Raw genomic sequence first — 14,449 nt, 5'->3', positions numbered from 1 at the left:
CGGCCTAGAGTGTCCCGCATCCACCGAGCCGTTAGAGATCTGAGGACCACGTGCGCCGACTTGCCGGCCTGCTCGTCGTACCCCTGCTGCTGTTGACGACAGCGGCGTGCGGCGACGACCAGGGCTCCGATTCCGCTTCCACCCAGATGACGAAGGGGCTCCCCGCGATCACCGAGGGTGAGAAGTTCGGCGAGAAGCCGACCCTCGCCAAGGGTGAGGGCGAGCCCCCGAAGGACCTGAAGGTCAACGTCGTCAGCGAGGGCAAGGGGCAGACCCTCAAGAAGGGTGATGTCGCCCAGGTCGACTACCTGGGTCAGGTGTGGGACGGCGAGGAGCCGTTCGACAACAGCTTCGACCGCGGCGAGCCGTTCACCGTGACGCTCGGCGGCGGCGGTGTCATCGAGGGGTGGCAGAAGGCGCTCGACGGCCAGAAGGTCGGCAGCCGCCTCGAGGTGTCGATCCCGCCGGACCTGGGCTACGGCGCCCAGGAGCAGGGCAGCATCCCGGCCAATTCCACGCTGGTGTTCGTCATGGACATCGTCAAGGGCACCACGCTCCCGGTCTCCGCGGAGGGCAGCGAGGTCGCCCAGGACAACATCGACCTGCCCAAGGTCGGCACGAACACGGACGGCGAGAAGCCGTCGCTCACCGTCCCCAAGAAGGACGCTCCGGCGAAGCTCGTGTCGAACTACGTGATCGAGGGCAAGGGCCCGGCGGTCAAGGCCACGGACACGCTGTCCGTGAAGTACCAGGGCGTCCTGTGGAAGGACGGCAAGGAGTTCGACAGCAGCTACGCCAGGGGCAACGCGCCGGTGAGCTTCCCGCTCGCGCAGGTCATCCCGGGCTGGCAGAAGGGCCTCGAGGGCAAGAAGGCCGGCAGCCGCGTGCTGCTCGTCGTCCCGCCGGACATGGGCTACGGCGACCAGGAGCAGCAGGGCATCCCGGCCAAGTCCACCCTGGTCTTCACGGTCGACATCCTGGCCGTTCAGTAGGCGGGCCGGGACATTCTGCGAGACTGTCCCGGTTGATCGCTCAAGAACGCAAGGAGCAACATCCGTGAGCATCGAGAAGCCCGAGGTCGACTTCCCGGGCGGCGAACCGCCGGCCGAACTGGAGATCAAGGACATCTGGGAGGGCGACGGCCCGGTGGCGAAGGCGGGCGACGCCGTCTCCGTCCACTATGTGGGCGTGGCCTTCTCCACCGGTGAGGAGTTCGACGCCTCCTGGAACCGCGGCACGCCGCTGCAGTTCCAGCTCGGCGCCGGCCAGGTCATCTCCGGCTGGGACCAGGGCGTGCAGGGCATGAAGGTCGGCGGGCGCCGCCAGCTGACCATTCCCCCGCACCTCGCCTACGGGGACCGCGGCGCCGGCGGCGGCGCGATCGCCCCCGGTGAGACGCTGATCTTCGTCTGCGACCTGGTGGGAGTCTGAGCCCGGTCGACCGGTGACGACGTGAGGGCCCGTGCCTGAGGCACGGGCCCTCGCTTTTGTCCGGACACCCCGGGGCGGTACGGTCGACAGGCGTAAGGGACTTCATAAAAAGAGGTGAAGGGCGTCGATGGCGATTGCCAAGGCCGAGCGGCTGATGAATCTGGCGCTGTGCCTGCTCGGGACGAGGCGCCCGCTCAGCAAGCGCGAGCTGCGCGGGTCCATCGAGGCCTACCTGGAAGCGGGTTCCGACGACTCGTTCAACCGGATGTTCGAGCGCGACAAGGACGATCTGCGGGAACTCGGCCTGGTGATCGAGACGGTGGAGTCCCTGGACGGGGACATCGGCTATCTGGCGCGCCGGGACAGCAACCGCCTGCCGCCCATCACCCTGGACGCCGAGGAGGCCGCGGCGCTGGGCCTGGCCGCCAAGGTGTGGCAGCAGGCGCGGCTCGCCGGGGCCGCCAGCGGCGCCCTCCAGAAGCTGCGGGCGGCCGGGATGCCGGAGACCGAGGACGCGTACGAGCTGCACCACAGCGCCCTCGAACCGCGCATCCCCGTCCACGAGGCGGCCTTCGAGCCGCTGATGCTCGCCTGCCGTGACCGCCGGCCGGTCCTCTTCGACTACCGCAAGGCCAACTCGGCCAGCCCCGAGCAGCGTCATGTCGAGCCGTGGACGCTCGAATGCTGGCGCGGCCACTGGTATCTGGCGGGTTTCGACCGCAGCCGGGGCGCGGAGCGGGTCTTCCGTCTCTCGCGCATCTCCGGCAAGGTCCGCTCGTCCCGCTCGGGGGCGTTCACCGTGCCCGTGCCCGACGTCGTCACCGTCCGGGAGACCGTCGAGAGCTGGGCCGGTGAGACGGCGACCCGTTCGGCGCTGATCCGGCTCCGGGCCGGCTGCGGCTACCCGCTGCGCTCACGGGCCACCGCGGTCCGGGAACTCGGCGACGGGTGGGACGAGTTGGAGATTCCGTACGGACACGGTCTGGACGCCTGGCTCGTCGAGTTCGGGCCGGACGTCGTCGTGCTGGAGCCCGCGGATCTGCGGGCGGACGTGGTCGACCGGCTGCGTGCCGTGGCCAAGGGCTGAGGGGGAGTCGCGGACCATGGCGGCCAATGCCATCGACCAGACCCGGCGGATGCTGTCGCTGGTGACCTATCTGCGGGAGCGCCCCGGCGCGCACATCGCGGACGTCGCCCGCGCCTTCGGCATCACCGAGGACGAGCTGATCTCCGACCTCGACGTGCTGCCCATGTGCGGGACCAGCTTCCGCGGCGGCGATCTGCTGGACATCGACACCGACGGTGAGCGGATCTGGTGGCGCAACCCGGACGCGTCCGGCGAGTCCACCGCGGAGCCGTTGCGGCTGGCCGCCGACGAGGCGACCGCGCTGCTCGTCGCCGCCCGTGCCGTGGCGACGCTCCCCGGGCTGCGGGAGGGCGACCGCGAGGCGCTGCTGCGGGCCACCGCCAAGGTCGAGGGTGCGGCCGGGGAGGCGGCGGGCGCCAGCTCCCGGCTCTCGGTGACTTTCGAGGCGGAGGGCGGGGTGTTCGCCGACGTCGACCGGGCGATCTCGGAGCGCCGGCGGCTCTGGCTGCGTTACTACTCGCCCGCGCGCGACGAGCTCACCGAGCGCGAGGTGGACCCGATCCGGCTGTTCGCCGTCGGCCACACGTACATGGAGGCCTGGTGCCGCCTCTCCGAGGCGCGCCGTACCTTCCGGCTCGACCGGGTCGCGGAGATCCGGCTGCTCGACGAGCCTGCCGCGCCGCCCGAGATCGAACTGCGCGACCTGTCCGAGGGCCTGGTGCAGCCGTCCGCCGACGACCCGGAGGTCGTCGTCGAGGTGGCCCCCGGCGGCCGCTGGGTCGCCGAGTACTACCCGCACGACCGGGCCGAGGAGCTGCCCGGCGGTGGTCTGCGCATCACGCTGCGTACGCCCTCGCCCGCTTCGCTGCGCCGGCTCGCGCTGCGGCTCGGCAGGGACGGCCGGATCGTGTCGCCGCAGGACCTCGCGGACAGCGCCCGCGCGGCGGCCCGCGACGCGCTGGCCGCGTACGAGGGCCACGAGCGGCAGGAACCCGAACCGCAGGGAGTCGGCGCCTCATGACCGTGACACCGCGCGTCCCCGCGATGTCGCCGGTCCCCGCCCGCGTCGGGCCGGTACTGTTCAAGGCCGCCTGCCCCGACTGCCGGGCGCGCTTCGAGCTGTCCGCGGGAGCGCTTCGCCTCGCCATCGGCGGCAGCCGCCGCACCACGTTCTACTCCTTCACCTGCCCGGAGTGTGGCTCCGCGGTCCGCAAGCCGGCCGGTGAACGGATCGTGGAACTGCTCATGGACGGCGGGGTGCGGACCCTGCGCCTGCACTCCACCGTGTGACGTCACGTCCAGGAACCGCTACGGGAACGGTCTAGGCTCTGCGCATGTTCTGGCCCATGCTCGCCATCGCACTCGGCTTTCTGGGGATCGCGGTCCTCGGAATCCTCGGCATCAAGGTCTTCATCGAGGCACAGCGCCTGGGCCGCGAGGTCGCCCGCACTGCGGAACGCATCAACCGGGCCACCGAGGACCTGGAACGCGCCGCCACCGGACTCGCCCGTTCCGGCGAGACCCTGCGCTGACCGGACGGGGCCCCCGGCCGGACGGCCGGCGGGGTCCGGCCGGACGGAAGGAAGATACGCGGGCATTGCTATGCGTTCACTCACCAGGGTTACGATGACTTCTCGTGCGGGCCTTCACGCAGTCCTGCTCCACAGCGTCCGCTAATCATGTGACCTCGGTCAGAAGGTAGGCAATCATGGGTCAGGTCGGTGTCTGGCAACTGGCCATCCTCCTCGGGATCGTCGTGCTGCTCTTCGGCGCCAAGAAGCTCCCCGAGATGGCACGCTCGCTGGGCAAGTCCGCACGCATCCTCAAGAGCGAGGCCGCCGCGATGAAGAACGACGGCCCCGCGACGGACGACACCCAGAAGGACTCCGGGACCGCCGCCGCACAGAGCTCGCCCAAGACCATCCAGGCTGCTCCCGGTGACGTCTCCACGTCCCGTCCCGTCGACGAGACGAAGCACACCACCCAGGGCTGACGCCCACCGGATCACACAGGCACCGGGCGGTCGTCATGGTGGCCGGCTGCTCCCCGAGATGAGGACCTGGGTTGCTCAAGTCTGCCCAAAAGAAGACCAGGGACCCCGAGGGGCGCATGCCCCTGGTCGAGCACCTGCGCGAGCTGCGCAACCGGCTGCTCAAGGCTTTGGTGGCCGTCGTACCGCTGATGATCGTGGCGCTGTTCTACGCCAAGGACATCGCCGAGTTCCTGAGCGCGCCGGTGCCGCGGTGCACCAGTGACCAGGACCCGGCGGCGCAGGCCGGGAAGTGCGCCGTGCTCTCCCAGATCGGCATCACGTCGCCGTTCACCACCTACGTCAAGGTGGCCGTGATGGCCGCCCTCGTGGGCGCGGCGCCGGTGTGGCTCTACCAGCTCTGGGCCTTCGTCGCCCCGGGTCTGCACAAGAACGAGAAGAAGTACGCCATCTCGATCGTGGCGGTCGGCACTCCGCTGTTCCTGCTCGGCGCCTACCTCGCCTACTGGATCCTGCCGCTCGCCGTTCCGGTGCTGATCGGCTTCAGCGTCGAGGGCTCGGTCAACTACATCACGGTCGACGACATGATCGGCATGTCGATCAAGCTGGTGCTCGCCTTCGGACTGGCCTTCCAGCTTCCGCTCATGCTGTCGCTGCTCAACGCCAGCGGCGTGATCAGCGGCGAGCGGATGCTCGGCTGGTGGCGCGGCATGGTGATGGCGATCGCCGTGTTCTCCGCCCTGGTGACGCCCACCGACCCACTGTCCATGATCGCCCTCGCCGTGCCCATGACGGCCCTCTACTTCGCCGCGGTCGGCTTCTCGCTGCTGAACGACCGCCGCAGGCGGCGTGCCGAGGGCCCCGAGCTGAGCGACGACGAGGCCTCCGACCTCGACCTCACGCCCGCCGCCCTCGGCGAGGTGGAACCGGTCGCCACCACCGCCGGCGCCCTGCCCGAGCAGGCCACCGGCGAGGCCGACGGCGGCCGCTCGCACCCGCGGGGCAGCTACGACGACATCACCTGAGGCATCGCCTTCAGGACGCGAAGCGGGGCACGCCGAGGCGGCGGGGCCCCGCTTCCGCATGTATCGGCGCCACCCCACGGGTACTCCCGCCGGTAGGTGCTCTCGTCCGATTAAAGATCGGCTGACTGTCAGAGGCGGCGGGTAGGCTCGTGAACAAGATGACCGAGGATCTCTCTCCCGCAGAGCGCTATGCCGCCGCCCGCGTCCGCGCCGTCGAAGAGGCCACAGCGCTGGCCCCCTTCCGCGCGATGTACGACTTCGATCTCGATCCCTTCCAGATCGAGGCGTGCCAGGCCCTGGAGGCGGGCAAAGGCGTGCTCGTCGCCGCGCCCACCGGCTCGGGCAAGACCATCGTCGGCGAGTTCGCCGTCCATCTCGCCCTCGAGCGGGGCCGCAAGTGCTTCTACACCACCCCCATCAAGGCCCTGTCGAACCAGAAGTACACCGACCTGGTCAAGCGGTACGGCTCCGCGCAGGTCGGCCTGCTGACCGGTGACAACAGCGTCAACGCCGGGGCGCCGGTGGTCGTCATGACCACCGAGGTGCTGCGCAACATGCTGTACGCGGGCTCCCAGTCGCTCACGGGCCTCGGCTATGTCGTCATGGACGAGGTGCACTACCTCTCCGACCGCTTCCGCGGCGCCGTGTGGGAGGAAGTGATCATCCACCTCCCCGAGTCGGTGACCCTCGTGTCGCTCTCGGCGACCGTGTCCAACGCGGAGGAGTTCGGCGACTGGCTCGACACCGTCCGCGGCGACACCGAGGTCATCGTCTCCGAGCACCGCCCCGTCCCGCTGTGGCAGCACGTCATGGCCGGGCGGCGGATGTACGACCTGTTCGAGGAGGAGACCGACCACGGCGGCCGGGGTGTCGCCCGCCGCGAGGTCAACCCCGATCTCGTGCGGCTGGCCCGGATGGAGAACAGCCGTACGTACAACCCGCGCGACCGCCGCCGCGGCAAGATGGTGCGGGAGGCGGACCGGGAGCGCGAGCGGCGGCAGCGCGGCCGGATCTGGACGCCCGGCCGGCCCGAGGTCATCGACCGGCTCGACGCCGAAGGGCTGCTGCCGGCCATCACGTTCATCTTCAGCCGCGCGGGCTGCGAGGCCGCCGTGCAGCAGTGCCTCTACGCGGGCCTGCGGCTCAACGACGAGGACGCGCGCGTCACGGTGCGCGAGATCGTCGAGGAGCGGACCGCCTCCATCCCCGGCGAGGACCTGCACGTCCTCGGCTACTACGAGTGGCTGGAGGGCCTGGAGCGGGGGATCGCCGCGCACCACGCCGGCATGCTGCCGACCTTCAAGGAGGTCGTCGAGGAACTGTTCGTACGCGGCCTGGTGAAGGCCGTGTTCGCGACGGAGACGCTGGCGCTCGGCATCAACATGCCGGCCCGTTCCGTGGTGCTGGAGAAGCTCGTCAAGTGGAACGGCGAGCAGCACGCCGACATCACCCCCGGCGAGTACACCCAGTTGACGGGCCGCGCCGGCCGCCGCGGCATCGACGTCGAGGGTCACGCGGTGGTCCTGTGGCAGCGGGCCATGGACCCGGAGGCGCTCGCCGGACTCGCCGGCACGCGTACGTACCCGCTGCGCTCCAGCTTCAGGCCGTCGTACAACATGGCGGTCAACCTTGTGCAGCAGTTCGGGCGGCACCGCTCGCGCGAGCTGCTGGAGACGTCGTTCGCTCAGTTCCAGGCCGACAAGTCGGTGGTGGGCATCTCCCGCCAGGTGCAGCGCAACGAGGAGGGCCTCCAGGGGTACCGCGAGGGAATGACGTGCCACCTCGGCGACTTCGAGGAGTACGCGCGGCTGCGCCGCGACCTCAAGGACCGGGAGACCGAGCTCGCCAAGCAGGGCGCCGCGCAGCGCCGGGCGGCGGCCGCCACATCGCTGGAGCGGCTCAAGCCGGGTGACGTGATCCATGTGCCGACGGGGAAGTTCGCCGGTCTGGCGCTGGTTCTCGACCCGGGGCTGCCCGCCGGGCGGACGGGCGGCCACCGCGGCTTCGAGTACCACGACGGGCCGCGCCCACTGGTGCTCACCGCCGAGCGTCAGGTCAAGCGCCTGGCGTCGATCGACTTCCCGGTGCCGGTCGAGGCGCTGGACCGGATGCGTGTCCCCAAGTCCTTCAATCCCCGCTCCCCGCAGTCGCGTCGGGACCTCGCGTCGGCGCTGCGCACCAAGGCGGGGCACATCGCGCCCGAACGGCACCGCAAGGGCCGGTCGCCCGCGGCGGACGACCGCGAGATCAGCAGGCTCCGCGCGGAGTTGCGCGCCCACCCCTGCCACGGCTGCGACGAGCGCGAGGACCACGCCCGCTGGGCGGAGCGCTACCACCGGCTTCAGCGCGACACCCGGCAGTTGGAGCGCCGTATCGAGGGCCGTACGAACACCATCGCCAGGACCTTCGACCGGATCGTCGCCCTGCTGACCGAGATGGACTACCTCCGCGGCAACGAGGTCACCGAGGACGGCAAGCGCCTCGCCCGGCTCTACGGCGAGCTGGACCTGCTGGCCGGCGAATGCCTGCGCGAGCGAGTCTGGGAAGGGCTGAACCCGGCGGAACTGGCCGCGTGTGTCTCGGCGTTGGTGTACGAGGCACGGCAGTCGGACGACGCGCTGGCACCCAAGGTGCCCGAGGGGAAGGCGAAGGCCGCCCTCGGCGACATGGTCCGCATCTGGGGCCGGCTGGACGCCTTGGAGGAGGAGTTCAGGATCAACCAGGCGGAGGGCGTGGGCCAGCGCGAGCCGGACCTCGGTTTCGCCTGGGCCGCGTACGAGTGGGCCTCTGGCAAGGGGCTCGACGCGGTGCTGCGTGAGGCGGGGATGCCCGCGGGCGACTTCGTGCGCTGGTGCAAGCAGGTCATCGACGTGCTCGGCCAGATCGCCGCGGCCGCGCCCCGGGAGAACAGCACCGTCGCGAAGAACGCGCGCAAGGCGGTCGACGGGCTGCTGCGCGGTGTGGTGGCGTACAGCTCGGTCGGCTGATGTCGTTCACGTCGGCTGACGTCCGACGGGCCCCGGCCGGTGCGCCGGGGCCCGTTCCGCTGCCGGACGACGGCCCTTGGTACCGGTGGGCTCGCGTATTCAACTGTCGCCAGTTCTCGGTTCCGTCGTGAGTGTTGGTGACGGTGTGTGGTCGTCATCGGCGGCTACCAGGTGCGGCCCTCGACGCCGTGAGCGGTAGTGCTTTAGGATCATGGGCACGGCATCGCGTGTCGGTCACCGGCTGGGTGAGGCATGGAGGTGCCCGTGAGATTGCCTTGCGGAGGCATTCCACAGATGTCAGTCGAGTTGAATCACACCATCATCCATGCCCGGGACAACCGGGAGTCGGCCGAGTTCCTGGCACACATCCTGGGGCTTGAGGTCGGGACCGAGTCGGGTCCGTTCATTCCAGTGGCCACCAGCAACGGGGTCACCTTGGACTTCGCCGCCATCCCGGCGGAGTCGATCGTCATGCAGCACTACGCGTTCCTCGTCTCCGACGAGGAGTTCGACGCGTCCTTCGCGCGTATCCAGCAGGCCGGGATCACGTACTACGCCGATCCGCATCTGAAGCAGCCGGGAGAGATCAACCACCACTACGGTGGGCGCGGCCTGTACTTCATGGATCCGGCCGGGCACGGCATGGAGATCATCACGCGGCCCTATGACAGCCACGGGCAGACGCCGACAGCTTCGTGAGGCAGTGGTAGGCCAGGGGGTGCCCTGGCCTACCACTTCGTGGCGTAGGTCACCTGCCGTGAGTTTCCTGCGAGTCCACCCTGCTGGTGACCGGGTGTGTTCTCGGTGGGCGTATCGGCTCCAGGCGCCTCCGGTCTCGGACGTGAGGCGGGCCGTGGTGACCTGGTGGTAGCCGAGGGCATCGGCGACGACAGGGGCCGGCGCCTACGGTCTGCGGCGCGACGAGACGCGGATGCTGGACGCCGCCGACTTCGGCCGCAACCCGCACGGCGGCGAGTTCGGCCGGTGCCAGGTCCGGTTCGGCAAGGCCAAGAAGGGCTCGCCGCCCAAGCGCCGCGGGGTGCTGACCGTGTTCGACTGGACCCCGGACGTCCTGGACGAGTGGTTCACCGAGGTCTGCCCGCTGTTCGGCACCGACAACAACCCGGCGGCCTGGCCCTCCGAACGGGGACTGCGGATCGGCTGCCAGCGGCTCAACTTCCGCTTCATCGCCTACCGCAAGGCCCTGGGCCTGGACGACGGGCTCGACTTCCGCTCCTTCCGCAGGTACTACGCCACGCACCTGACGAGGACGGCTGGGACCCGCGCTTCGTCCAGAAGCAGGTCGGCGACGAGCACGCCAGCACCACGTCGCTCTACACCTGCGTGTCCTCCGACTTCCGCACCCTGCGCCGGCATTTGGATTATCGTCCTCCTTTACCCACAGCCCGTGAGCCGCATCGTCCGGCTCAGCGTCGACGACGTGATCCGTGACGGCGACACGGTGCTGCTACGACTCGGCGAGCCCGCTTCGCCCGTCCCCGCACCGGTCGCAGCCCTGCTGCTGACCACATCGCCAACCGCGACAACATGAACACCGCCACCAACCCGGCATCCTGCTGGCTCTTCCCCGGCCGCCGGGCGGGCCAGCCGTTTCGCCCCGACCACCTCTCCGCGCTCTGAACGAGGATCGGGTCCCGGCCGCCGCTGCCCGCGCCGCCGCCATCCGACAGTAACTCCTCGAACTACCAGGCCCCATCGTCGCGGACGTCCTCGGCTACGACGACAAGACCACCAGCCGCCTCATCAGAGAGACCGGCGGGCCATGGAGCCGATACGCCCGACAGCCCTGCTGGGTTCGCGTTCGTCCGCAGTTTGACCGCCCCCACGCGCGGGCTGAACAGCTCTTTCGTGGTGCGCGGCGCGCGGAGGACAAGGATCGGACTGCAGGCCGGTCAGGAGATCGCGGGCAGGCACCCAGGCTCGTGGGAAGCAGTACCAAGGCCGGGCGACGTCCGTCCAGCCGCTCCGGCCGGTTGGTGTCCGTCCGTGCCGCTCCGTCACTTCCAGAACGCGTTCACCTCGTCGAGGTCCTCGACGCACTCGTCGACGTCGGTGACCTTTCCGCCCACGATCGTGAAGAACAGACCTTCACGCATCTCCAGGCCGCGGTCGCCCCGGTCCGCCCGCACGGTGTGGCACGACATGACGTGCCCGCGCCCGTCGGCCAGGACGGACTCGAGCAGGATCTGCATCGTGCCGCCGGTCTCCTCGCCGAGGCGGCGGAACAGGCCCATGATCGCTTCCCGACCCTTGTGGTGCCCGGAGAGAAGGTGATCACCGGGGACGTGGAAGACGGCGTCGGCGGTGAACAGCTCGTTGAGGGTGTCCATGTCACCGGCGACGAATGCTGTGTAGCCCCGGCGGACCAGGGCGCAGTCAGGGTGTTCGGACATGGTGATCCACACCTTTCGTCCGTGAATTTCCCGTTTGGTGTCCATCATCCGCCGGGGCGGATGCACTGTCCACGGCGCAGTGCGACGGCCAGACCGGTCAGCTCCGGGAGGCGCAGCACCCGGCCGCCGAAGCCCGGCAGCGGTACGTGCAGCGGCTCCGTCCACCGCCGGGGCACCGCGTCGATCCCGTACACGGGGCCCGCGAGCGCGCCCGTCACCGCCGCCACCGTGTCGGTGTCGCCGCCGAGGTCGATCGCCGCCTCGAGGGACGCCTCGAACGAGGACGTCGTGCGCAGCCCCCACAGGGCGGAGCCGAGGCAGGGCCACACGGCGCCGTTGAACTCGGTCGCGTCGTCGGGATGCCAGTCCGGGGCCAGAACCGTGGCCCAGCGGGTGCGGTGGTCCGCGTCGACATGGCTCAGCGTCCGGGGGACGGCGGCGAGCGGGTCCCCGCCGTCCAGGGCGACCCGGATCAGCTCGTGGAGGACCGCGGTGCCCTCCCAGGCGGCCCGGTCGCCGTGCGTGAGGGCGGCGATGCGGCGGGCGGCGTCCATCGTCACCGAGCGGCCGGCCCCCGCGTAGTACACCGCGGAGGTGGCCGCCCGCATCAGCGAGCCGTTGCCGGCCGCCCGGCCCGTCATGGCGAAGTGCAGCGCGGCGGCCGTGTCCCACGGGTCGCCACTGGCGAGTACGGCCTCCGTCTGGAGGCCGATGTCCTTCGGTTCGCCCGCCGCCCAGCGCTGGAACCGGCGGAAGACGTCCGCCGGTTCCCACCCGCCGTGCTCCAGGAGCGACTCGCCGACCGGTACGGCCATCTGCGTGTCGTCCGTCGCCTCGCCCGGATCCCAGCCGCCCCCGCCGCACATCGCGCCGCCCCGGCCGCCGAACCGGGCCCGGTACACGCCCGGTTCGCCGAACTCGAAGGGCGCGCCCAGCGCGTCCCCGACCGCGGAGCCGACGACGGCGCCGACCGCGCGGGCGGTGGACGGGAGACGGTTGTCTGTCATGCCGTCACCCTACGAGGCCGGGCAGGTCACTTGACCGCCGGCGAACGGTCCGGTTTCGGCAGGGGCTGTCCGCGTCCGGCCGCCGTGCGGGCGGCGCGCAGCACCAGGAAGACGAGCAGGCCGACCGGCGACAGCAGGATCGTCAGGACCAGCAGCGGGCCCATCACCGCGGGATGGATGCCCAGCCGGCGCGCCTCGTGGTACATCCACTGGCCGATCAGCAGGTCCCAGGCGATGACCTGCGCCCAGACGGCGCCCGCGCCGTTCGCGCGGGCGGTCAGCTCGCGGAACACGTCGAGGTCGGGGCTGCTCACCGCGGACCACAGCTCCGGCGCGACCGGCACGGCCATCGTCACGTACACCAGCAGCACGGGGACGACCGTCAGCGGTGAGGCGGCGACGCGCTCGGTGAGCCGCCACCGGGGCGCGAAGATCAGCAGCAGCCACACCGGGGCGACCAGCCAGAAGGAGAGTTCGAAGAGGAAGCCGGTCATGCCGAGAACTCCTTGTGCGTGTCGGTGGCGGCGGGCCCGTCCGTACGTTCCGCCGGGCCTGTCGGCGAGGACGCCCCGCGCAGCGCGGCCCAGACGCCGGCCGCCGAGGCGAGCAGGATCGCGGCCGCGGCGCCGAGCGTCACCCCGTCCGGGGAGAGCAGCGCCTGGCCGCGCAGCGCCTGCCAGGTGACGAGGACGAACAGCGCGCTGTACGCCCCCGAGACGACGAGGATCAGCCGCAGCCGGACGCGCTCGTCACGCAGCCGGGCGAAGCGCGGGGCCAGCATCACCAGCGCGAGCAGCACGAACGGGAGGATCTGCAGCGCGTGCAGCCCGACGAAGTGCGGCACCCGCAGGTCACCGCCCGTCGTCTCCCACCCGGTCAGTGCCATCGACGGGCCGCTGCCGTCCGTCACGCCGACCCCGTGCGCGCCCAGGACCTCCGGCACGCCCGTCTCCGCCTCGGCGCGCTGCGCCGCTGTCGGCCGCGCCATCTGGAACCCGAGCGCGGCTCCGGCCAGCGAGAGCACCGAGCCGACCCGCAGCGACCAGGCCAGGGCGCGGTCCGCCTGGCGGATGCGGAACAGCAGCACCGCGATGACCAGCGCACCGGCCCACAGGGCCACGACGGTCACCGCCATCGCGGTGAACAGCGCACTGTCGAACGGCGTCTCGTTGTTGAAGTGGCTGCGCCTGCCGCGCGCCGCCTGGCCGGTGATCAGGACCATCTCGATCCCGCTGGTCACCGCCACGACCGTGCCCGCCCACCAGCCGGTGCGCCGGTAGCGCGGCAGCAGCGACAGCATCCACGCGAGCGAGAGCGCGTACGCGGCGAACGACACAGCGAACTTGAAGGGCTTGAACCAGGCCGGTGACCCGGCGACGGTCCGGTCGTCCACGGCCAGACCCACCGCCGTGACCACGGCGAGCACCACCATCGAGGCGGCGAACACCATGAGCGGCCGGTGCCAGGAGGTCCAGGGAGGGGCCGATACGGGTGCAGGCGAGGACGAAGACATGGCAGTACCCCCAGAGACAGCATTATGGACAGCTGTAGTATCGATAGTGGCACTCGCTACTATCCGATAGCGGCACTATCTATGATGGGGGCACGGGATGGCAAGGGCGGAAGGACGAACACGCGGTGCGCATCGGTGAATTGAGCCGCAGGACCGGGGTGCCGGTACCGACGATCAAGTACTACGTACGCGAAGGGCTGCTGCCGACGGGGGAGTTGACCAGCCCCAACCAGGCCAGCTACTCCGACGCGCACGAGCGCAGGCTGCGGCTCGTCCGCGCGCTGCTGGAGGTCGGCGGGCTGTCCGTCTCCACGATCAGGGACGTGCTCCTCGCCGTCGACGACCCGGACCGGTCGGTGCACAAGGTGCTGGGCGCGGTGACGGACCCGCTCGTACCGCGGTACGAGACGGGCGACGAGCCGCCCGACGCCGCCCGGAGACAGGTCCGCGAGCTGATCGCCCGCCGCGGGTGGGAGGTCGACGACGACCACCCGGCGGCCCAGGCGCTCGCGGAGGCGCTGGCGGCGCTGGAACGGGTCGGCCACGGCGCGTTCGCCGAGGTCCTCGACGCCTACGCCGCCGCGGCGGAACAGATCGCCGCGGCGGATCTGGCCCATGTGGGGCGCCGGCTCGGCCTGGACGACCTGGTGGAGGGCGTGGTCGTCGGCACGGTCATCGGCGACGCGATGCTGGCGGCGCTGCGGAGGCTGGCGCAGGTGGACGGGTCGGCGCGAGCGTTCGACGGGGGCGGGGGGTAGGCGGCGGGGCGGGTCCGCTGCGCGGGGCGTGTTCCCCTACCCGCCCCCTACGGCCTGGCGGCCGTGGGGGGACCCCCACCTTCCCGTAACCGGGGGCTCCGCCCCCGGACCCCCGCGCCTCAAACGCCGGCGAGGCTGACACAGTCAGCCCGGCCGGCGTTTGAGGCACCGCGCGAAGCGCGGTACGGGTCCGGGCGGAGCCCGGTTCGGGAAGGGGCGGGTGGGGGAACAGCCCGC

The 14,449-nt window shown here is 71.0% G+C and carries 16 protein-coding genes; 12 read left to right on the top strand and 4 right to left on the bottom strand.

The window, feature by feature from the left end; genetic code table 11:
- The first annotated feature begins 50 nt into the window (after positions 1 to 50).
- The 11 genes from ACWD01_RS21005 to ACWD01_RS20955 all read left to right on the top strand — a co-directional run bounded on the left by ACWD01_RS21005 (position 51) and on the right by ACWD01_RS20955 (position 10,072).
- Positions 51 to 992: an FKBP-type peptidyl-prolyl cis-trans isomerase gene (locus ACWD01_RS21005; protein ID WP_451163961.1), complete on the top strand. Its 942-nt coding sequence runs from the start codon at positions 51 to 53 to the stop codon at positions 990 to 992.
- 64 nt (positions 993 to 1,056) lie between these two features.
- Entirely contained in the window at positions 1,057 to 1,431 is a 375-nt protein-coding gene (locus tag ACWD01_RS21000; RefSeq protein ID WP_356895124.1) for an FKBP-type peptidyl-prolyl cis-trans isomerase, read from the top strand.
- A gap of 127 nt (positions 1,432 to 1,558) precedes the next feature.
- Positions 1,559 to 2,518 carry a helix-turn-helix transcriptional regulator gene (locus ACWD01_RS20995; RefSeq protein WP_451163959.1) on the top strand — a complete coding sequence of 320 codons (960 nt, stop codon included), beginning with the start codon at positions 1,559 to 1,561 and terminating at the stop codon, positions 2,516 to 2,518.
- 16 nt (positions 2,519 to 2,534) lie between these two features.
- Entirely contained in the window at positions 2,535 to 3,539 is a 1,005-nt protein-coding gene (locus ACWD01_RS20990; RefSeq protein WP_451163957.1) for a helix-turn-helix transcriptional regulator, read from the top strand.
- Positions 3,536 to 3,808 carry a hypothetical protein gene (locus ACWD01_RS20985; RefSeq protein WP_451163955.1) on the top strand — a complete coding sequence of 91 codons (273 nt, stop codon included), beginning with the start codon at positions 3,536 to 3,538 and terminating at the stop codon, positions 3,806 to 3,808. The genes ACWD01_RS20990 and ACWD01_RS20985 overlap by 4 nt, the downstream gene beginning before the upstream one ends.
- Positions 3,809 to 3,852: 44 nt before the next feature.
- Positions 3,853 to 4,050: a hypothetical protein gene (locus ACWD01_RS20980; protein WP_451163953.1), complete on the top strand. Its 198-nt coding sequence runs from the start codon at positions 3,853 to 3,855 to the stop codon at positions 4,048 to 4,050.
- A gap of 176 nt (positions 4,051 to 4,226) precedes the next feature.
- A complete protein-coding gene (tatA, locus tag ACWD01_RS20975; RefSeq protein ID WP_451163951.1) occupies positions 4,227 to 4,511 on the top strand; it encodes a Sec-independent protein translocase subunit TatA in 285 nt (94 codons plus the stop codon).
- A 71-nt stretch (positions 4,512 to 4,582) separates the two neighbouring features.
- Positions 4,583 to 5,533 (top strand): twin-arginine translocase subunit TatC, encoded by a 951-nt coding sequence (gene tatC, locus ACWD01_RS20970; RefSeq protein WP_451163949.1) that lies wholly within the window; start codon positions 4,583 to 4,585, stop codon positions 5,531 to 5,533.
- Between the two features lie 158 nt (positions 5,534 to 5,691).
- Positions 5,692 to 8,520: a DEAD/DEAH box helicase gene (locus ACWD01_RS20965; RefSeq protein WP_451163947.1), complete on the top strand. Its 2,829-nt coding sequence runs from the start codon at positions 5,692 to 5,694 to the stop codon at positions 8,518 to 8,520.
- Between the two features lie 294 nt (positions 8,521 to 8,814).
- On the top strand, positions 8,815 to 9,219 hold the full coding sequence (locus ACWD01_RS20960) for a VOC family protein (RefSeq protein WP_451163945.1): 405 nt from the start codon (positions 8,815 to 8,817) through the stop codon (positions 9,217 to 9,219).
- A 232-nt stretch (positions 9,220 to 9,451) separates the two neighbouring features.
- A complete protein-coding gene (locus tag ACWD01_RS20955) occupies positions 9,452 to 10,072 on the top strand; it encodes a hypothetical protein (protein ID WP_451163943.1) in 621 nt (206 codons plus the stop codon).
- Positions 10,073 to 10,538: 466 nt separating this feature from the next.
- Here the strand turns inward: ACWD01_RS20955 and ACWD01_RS20950 are convergent, their stop codons facing one another.
- From ACWD01_RS20950 to ACWD01_RS20935, 4 genes are read right to left on the bottom strand one after another with little or no spacing between them, the layout of a single operon-like run.
- Complete coding sequence (locus ACWD01_RS20950) at positions 10,539 to 10,934, bottom strand: nuclear transport factor 2 family protein (RefSeq protein WP_451163941.1); 396 nt, start codon at positions 10,932 to 10,934, stop codon at positions 10,539 to 10,541.
- Positions 10,935 to 10,978: 44 nt separating this feature from the next.
- Positions 10,979 to 11,941: an ADP-ribosylglycohydrolase family protein gene (locus ACWD01_RS20945; protein ID WP_451163939.1), complete on the bottom strand. Its 963-nt coding sequence runs from the start codon at positions 11,939 to 11,941 to the stop codon at positions 10,979 to 10,981.
- Positions 11,942 to 11,967: 26 nt separating this feature from the next.
- The gene (locus tag ACWD01_RS20940; RefSeq protein WP_451163937.1) at positions 11,968 to 12,435 is read right to left on the bottom strand and encodes an ABA4-like family protein; all 468 of its coding nucleotides are present in this window, start codon (positions 12,433 to 12,435) and stop codon (positions 11,968 to 11,970) included.
- Entirely contained in the window at positions 12,432 to 13,391 is a 960-nt protein-coding gene (locus ACWD01_RS20935; RefSeq protein WP_451163935.1) for a hypothetical protein, read from the bottom strand. Before ACWD01_RS20935 ends, ACWD01_RS20940 begins: the two co-directional genes overlap by 4 nt.
- A gap of 188 nt (positions 13,392 to 13,579) precedes the next feature.
- Here ACWD01_RS20935 and ACWD01_RS20930 point away from each other — a divergent pair, with 188 nt between their 5' ends.
- A complete protein-coding gene (locus ACWD01_RS20930) occupies positions 13,580 to 14,212 on the top strand; it encodes a MerR family transcriptional regulator (protein ID WP_451163933.1) in 633 nt (210 codons plus the stop codon).
- Positions 14,213 to 14,449 lie beyond the last annotated feature (237 nt).

The sequence above is a fragment of the Streptomyces sp. NPDC002835 genome (assembly GCF_053591995.1).
The sequence above is the reverse complement of the archived record's forward strand: the minus strand, read 5'-3'. Positions and strand labels throughout refer to the sequence as shown.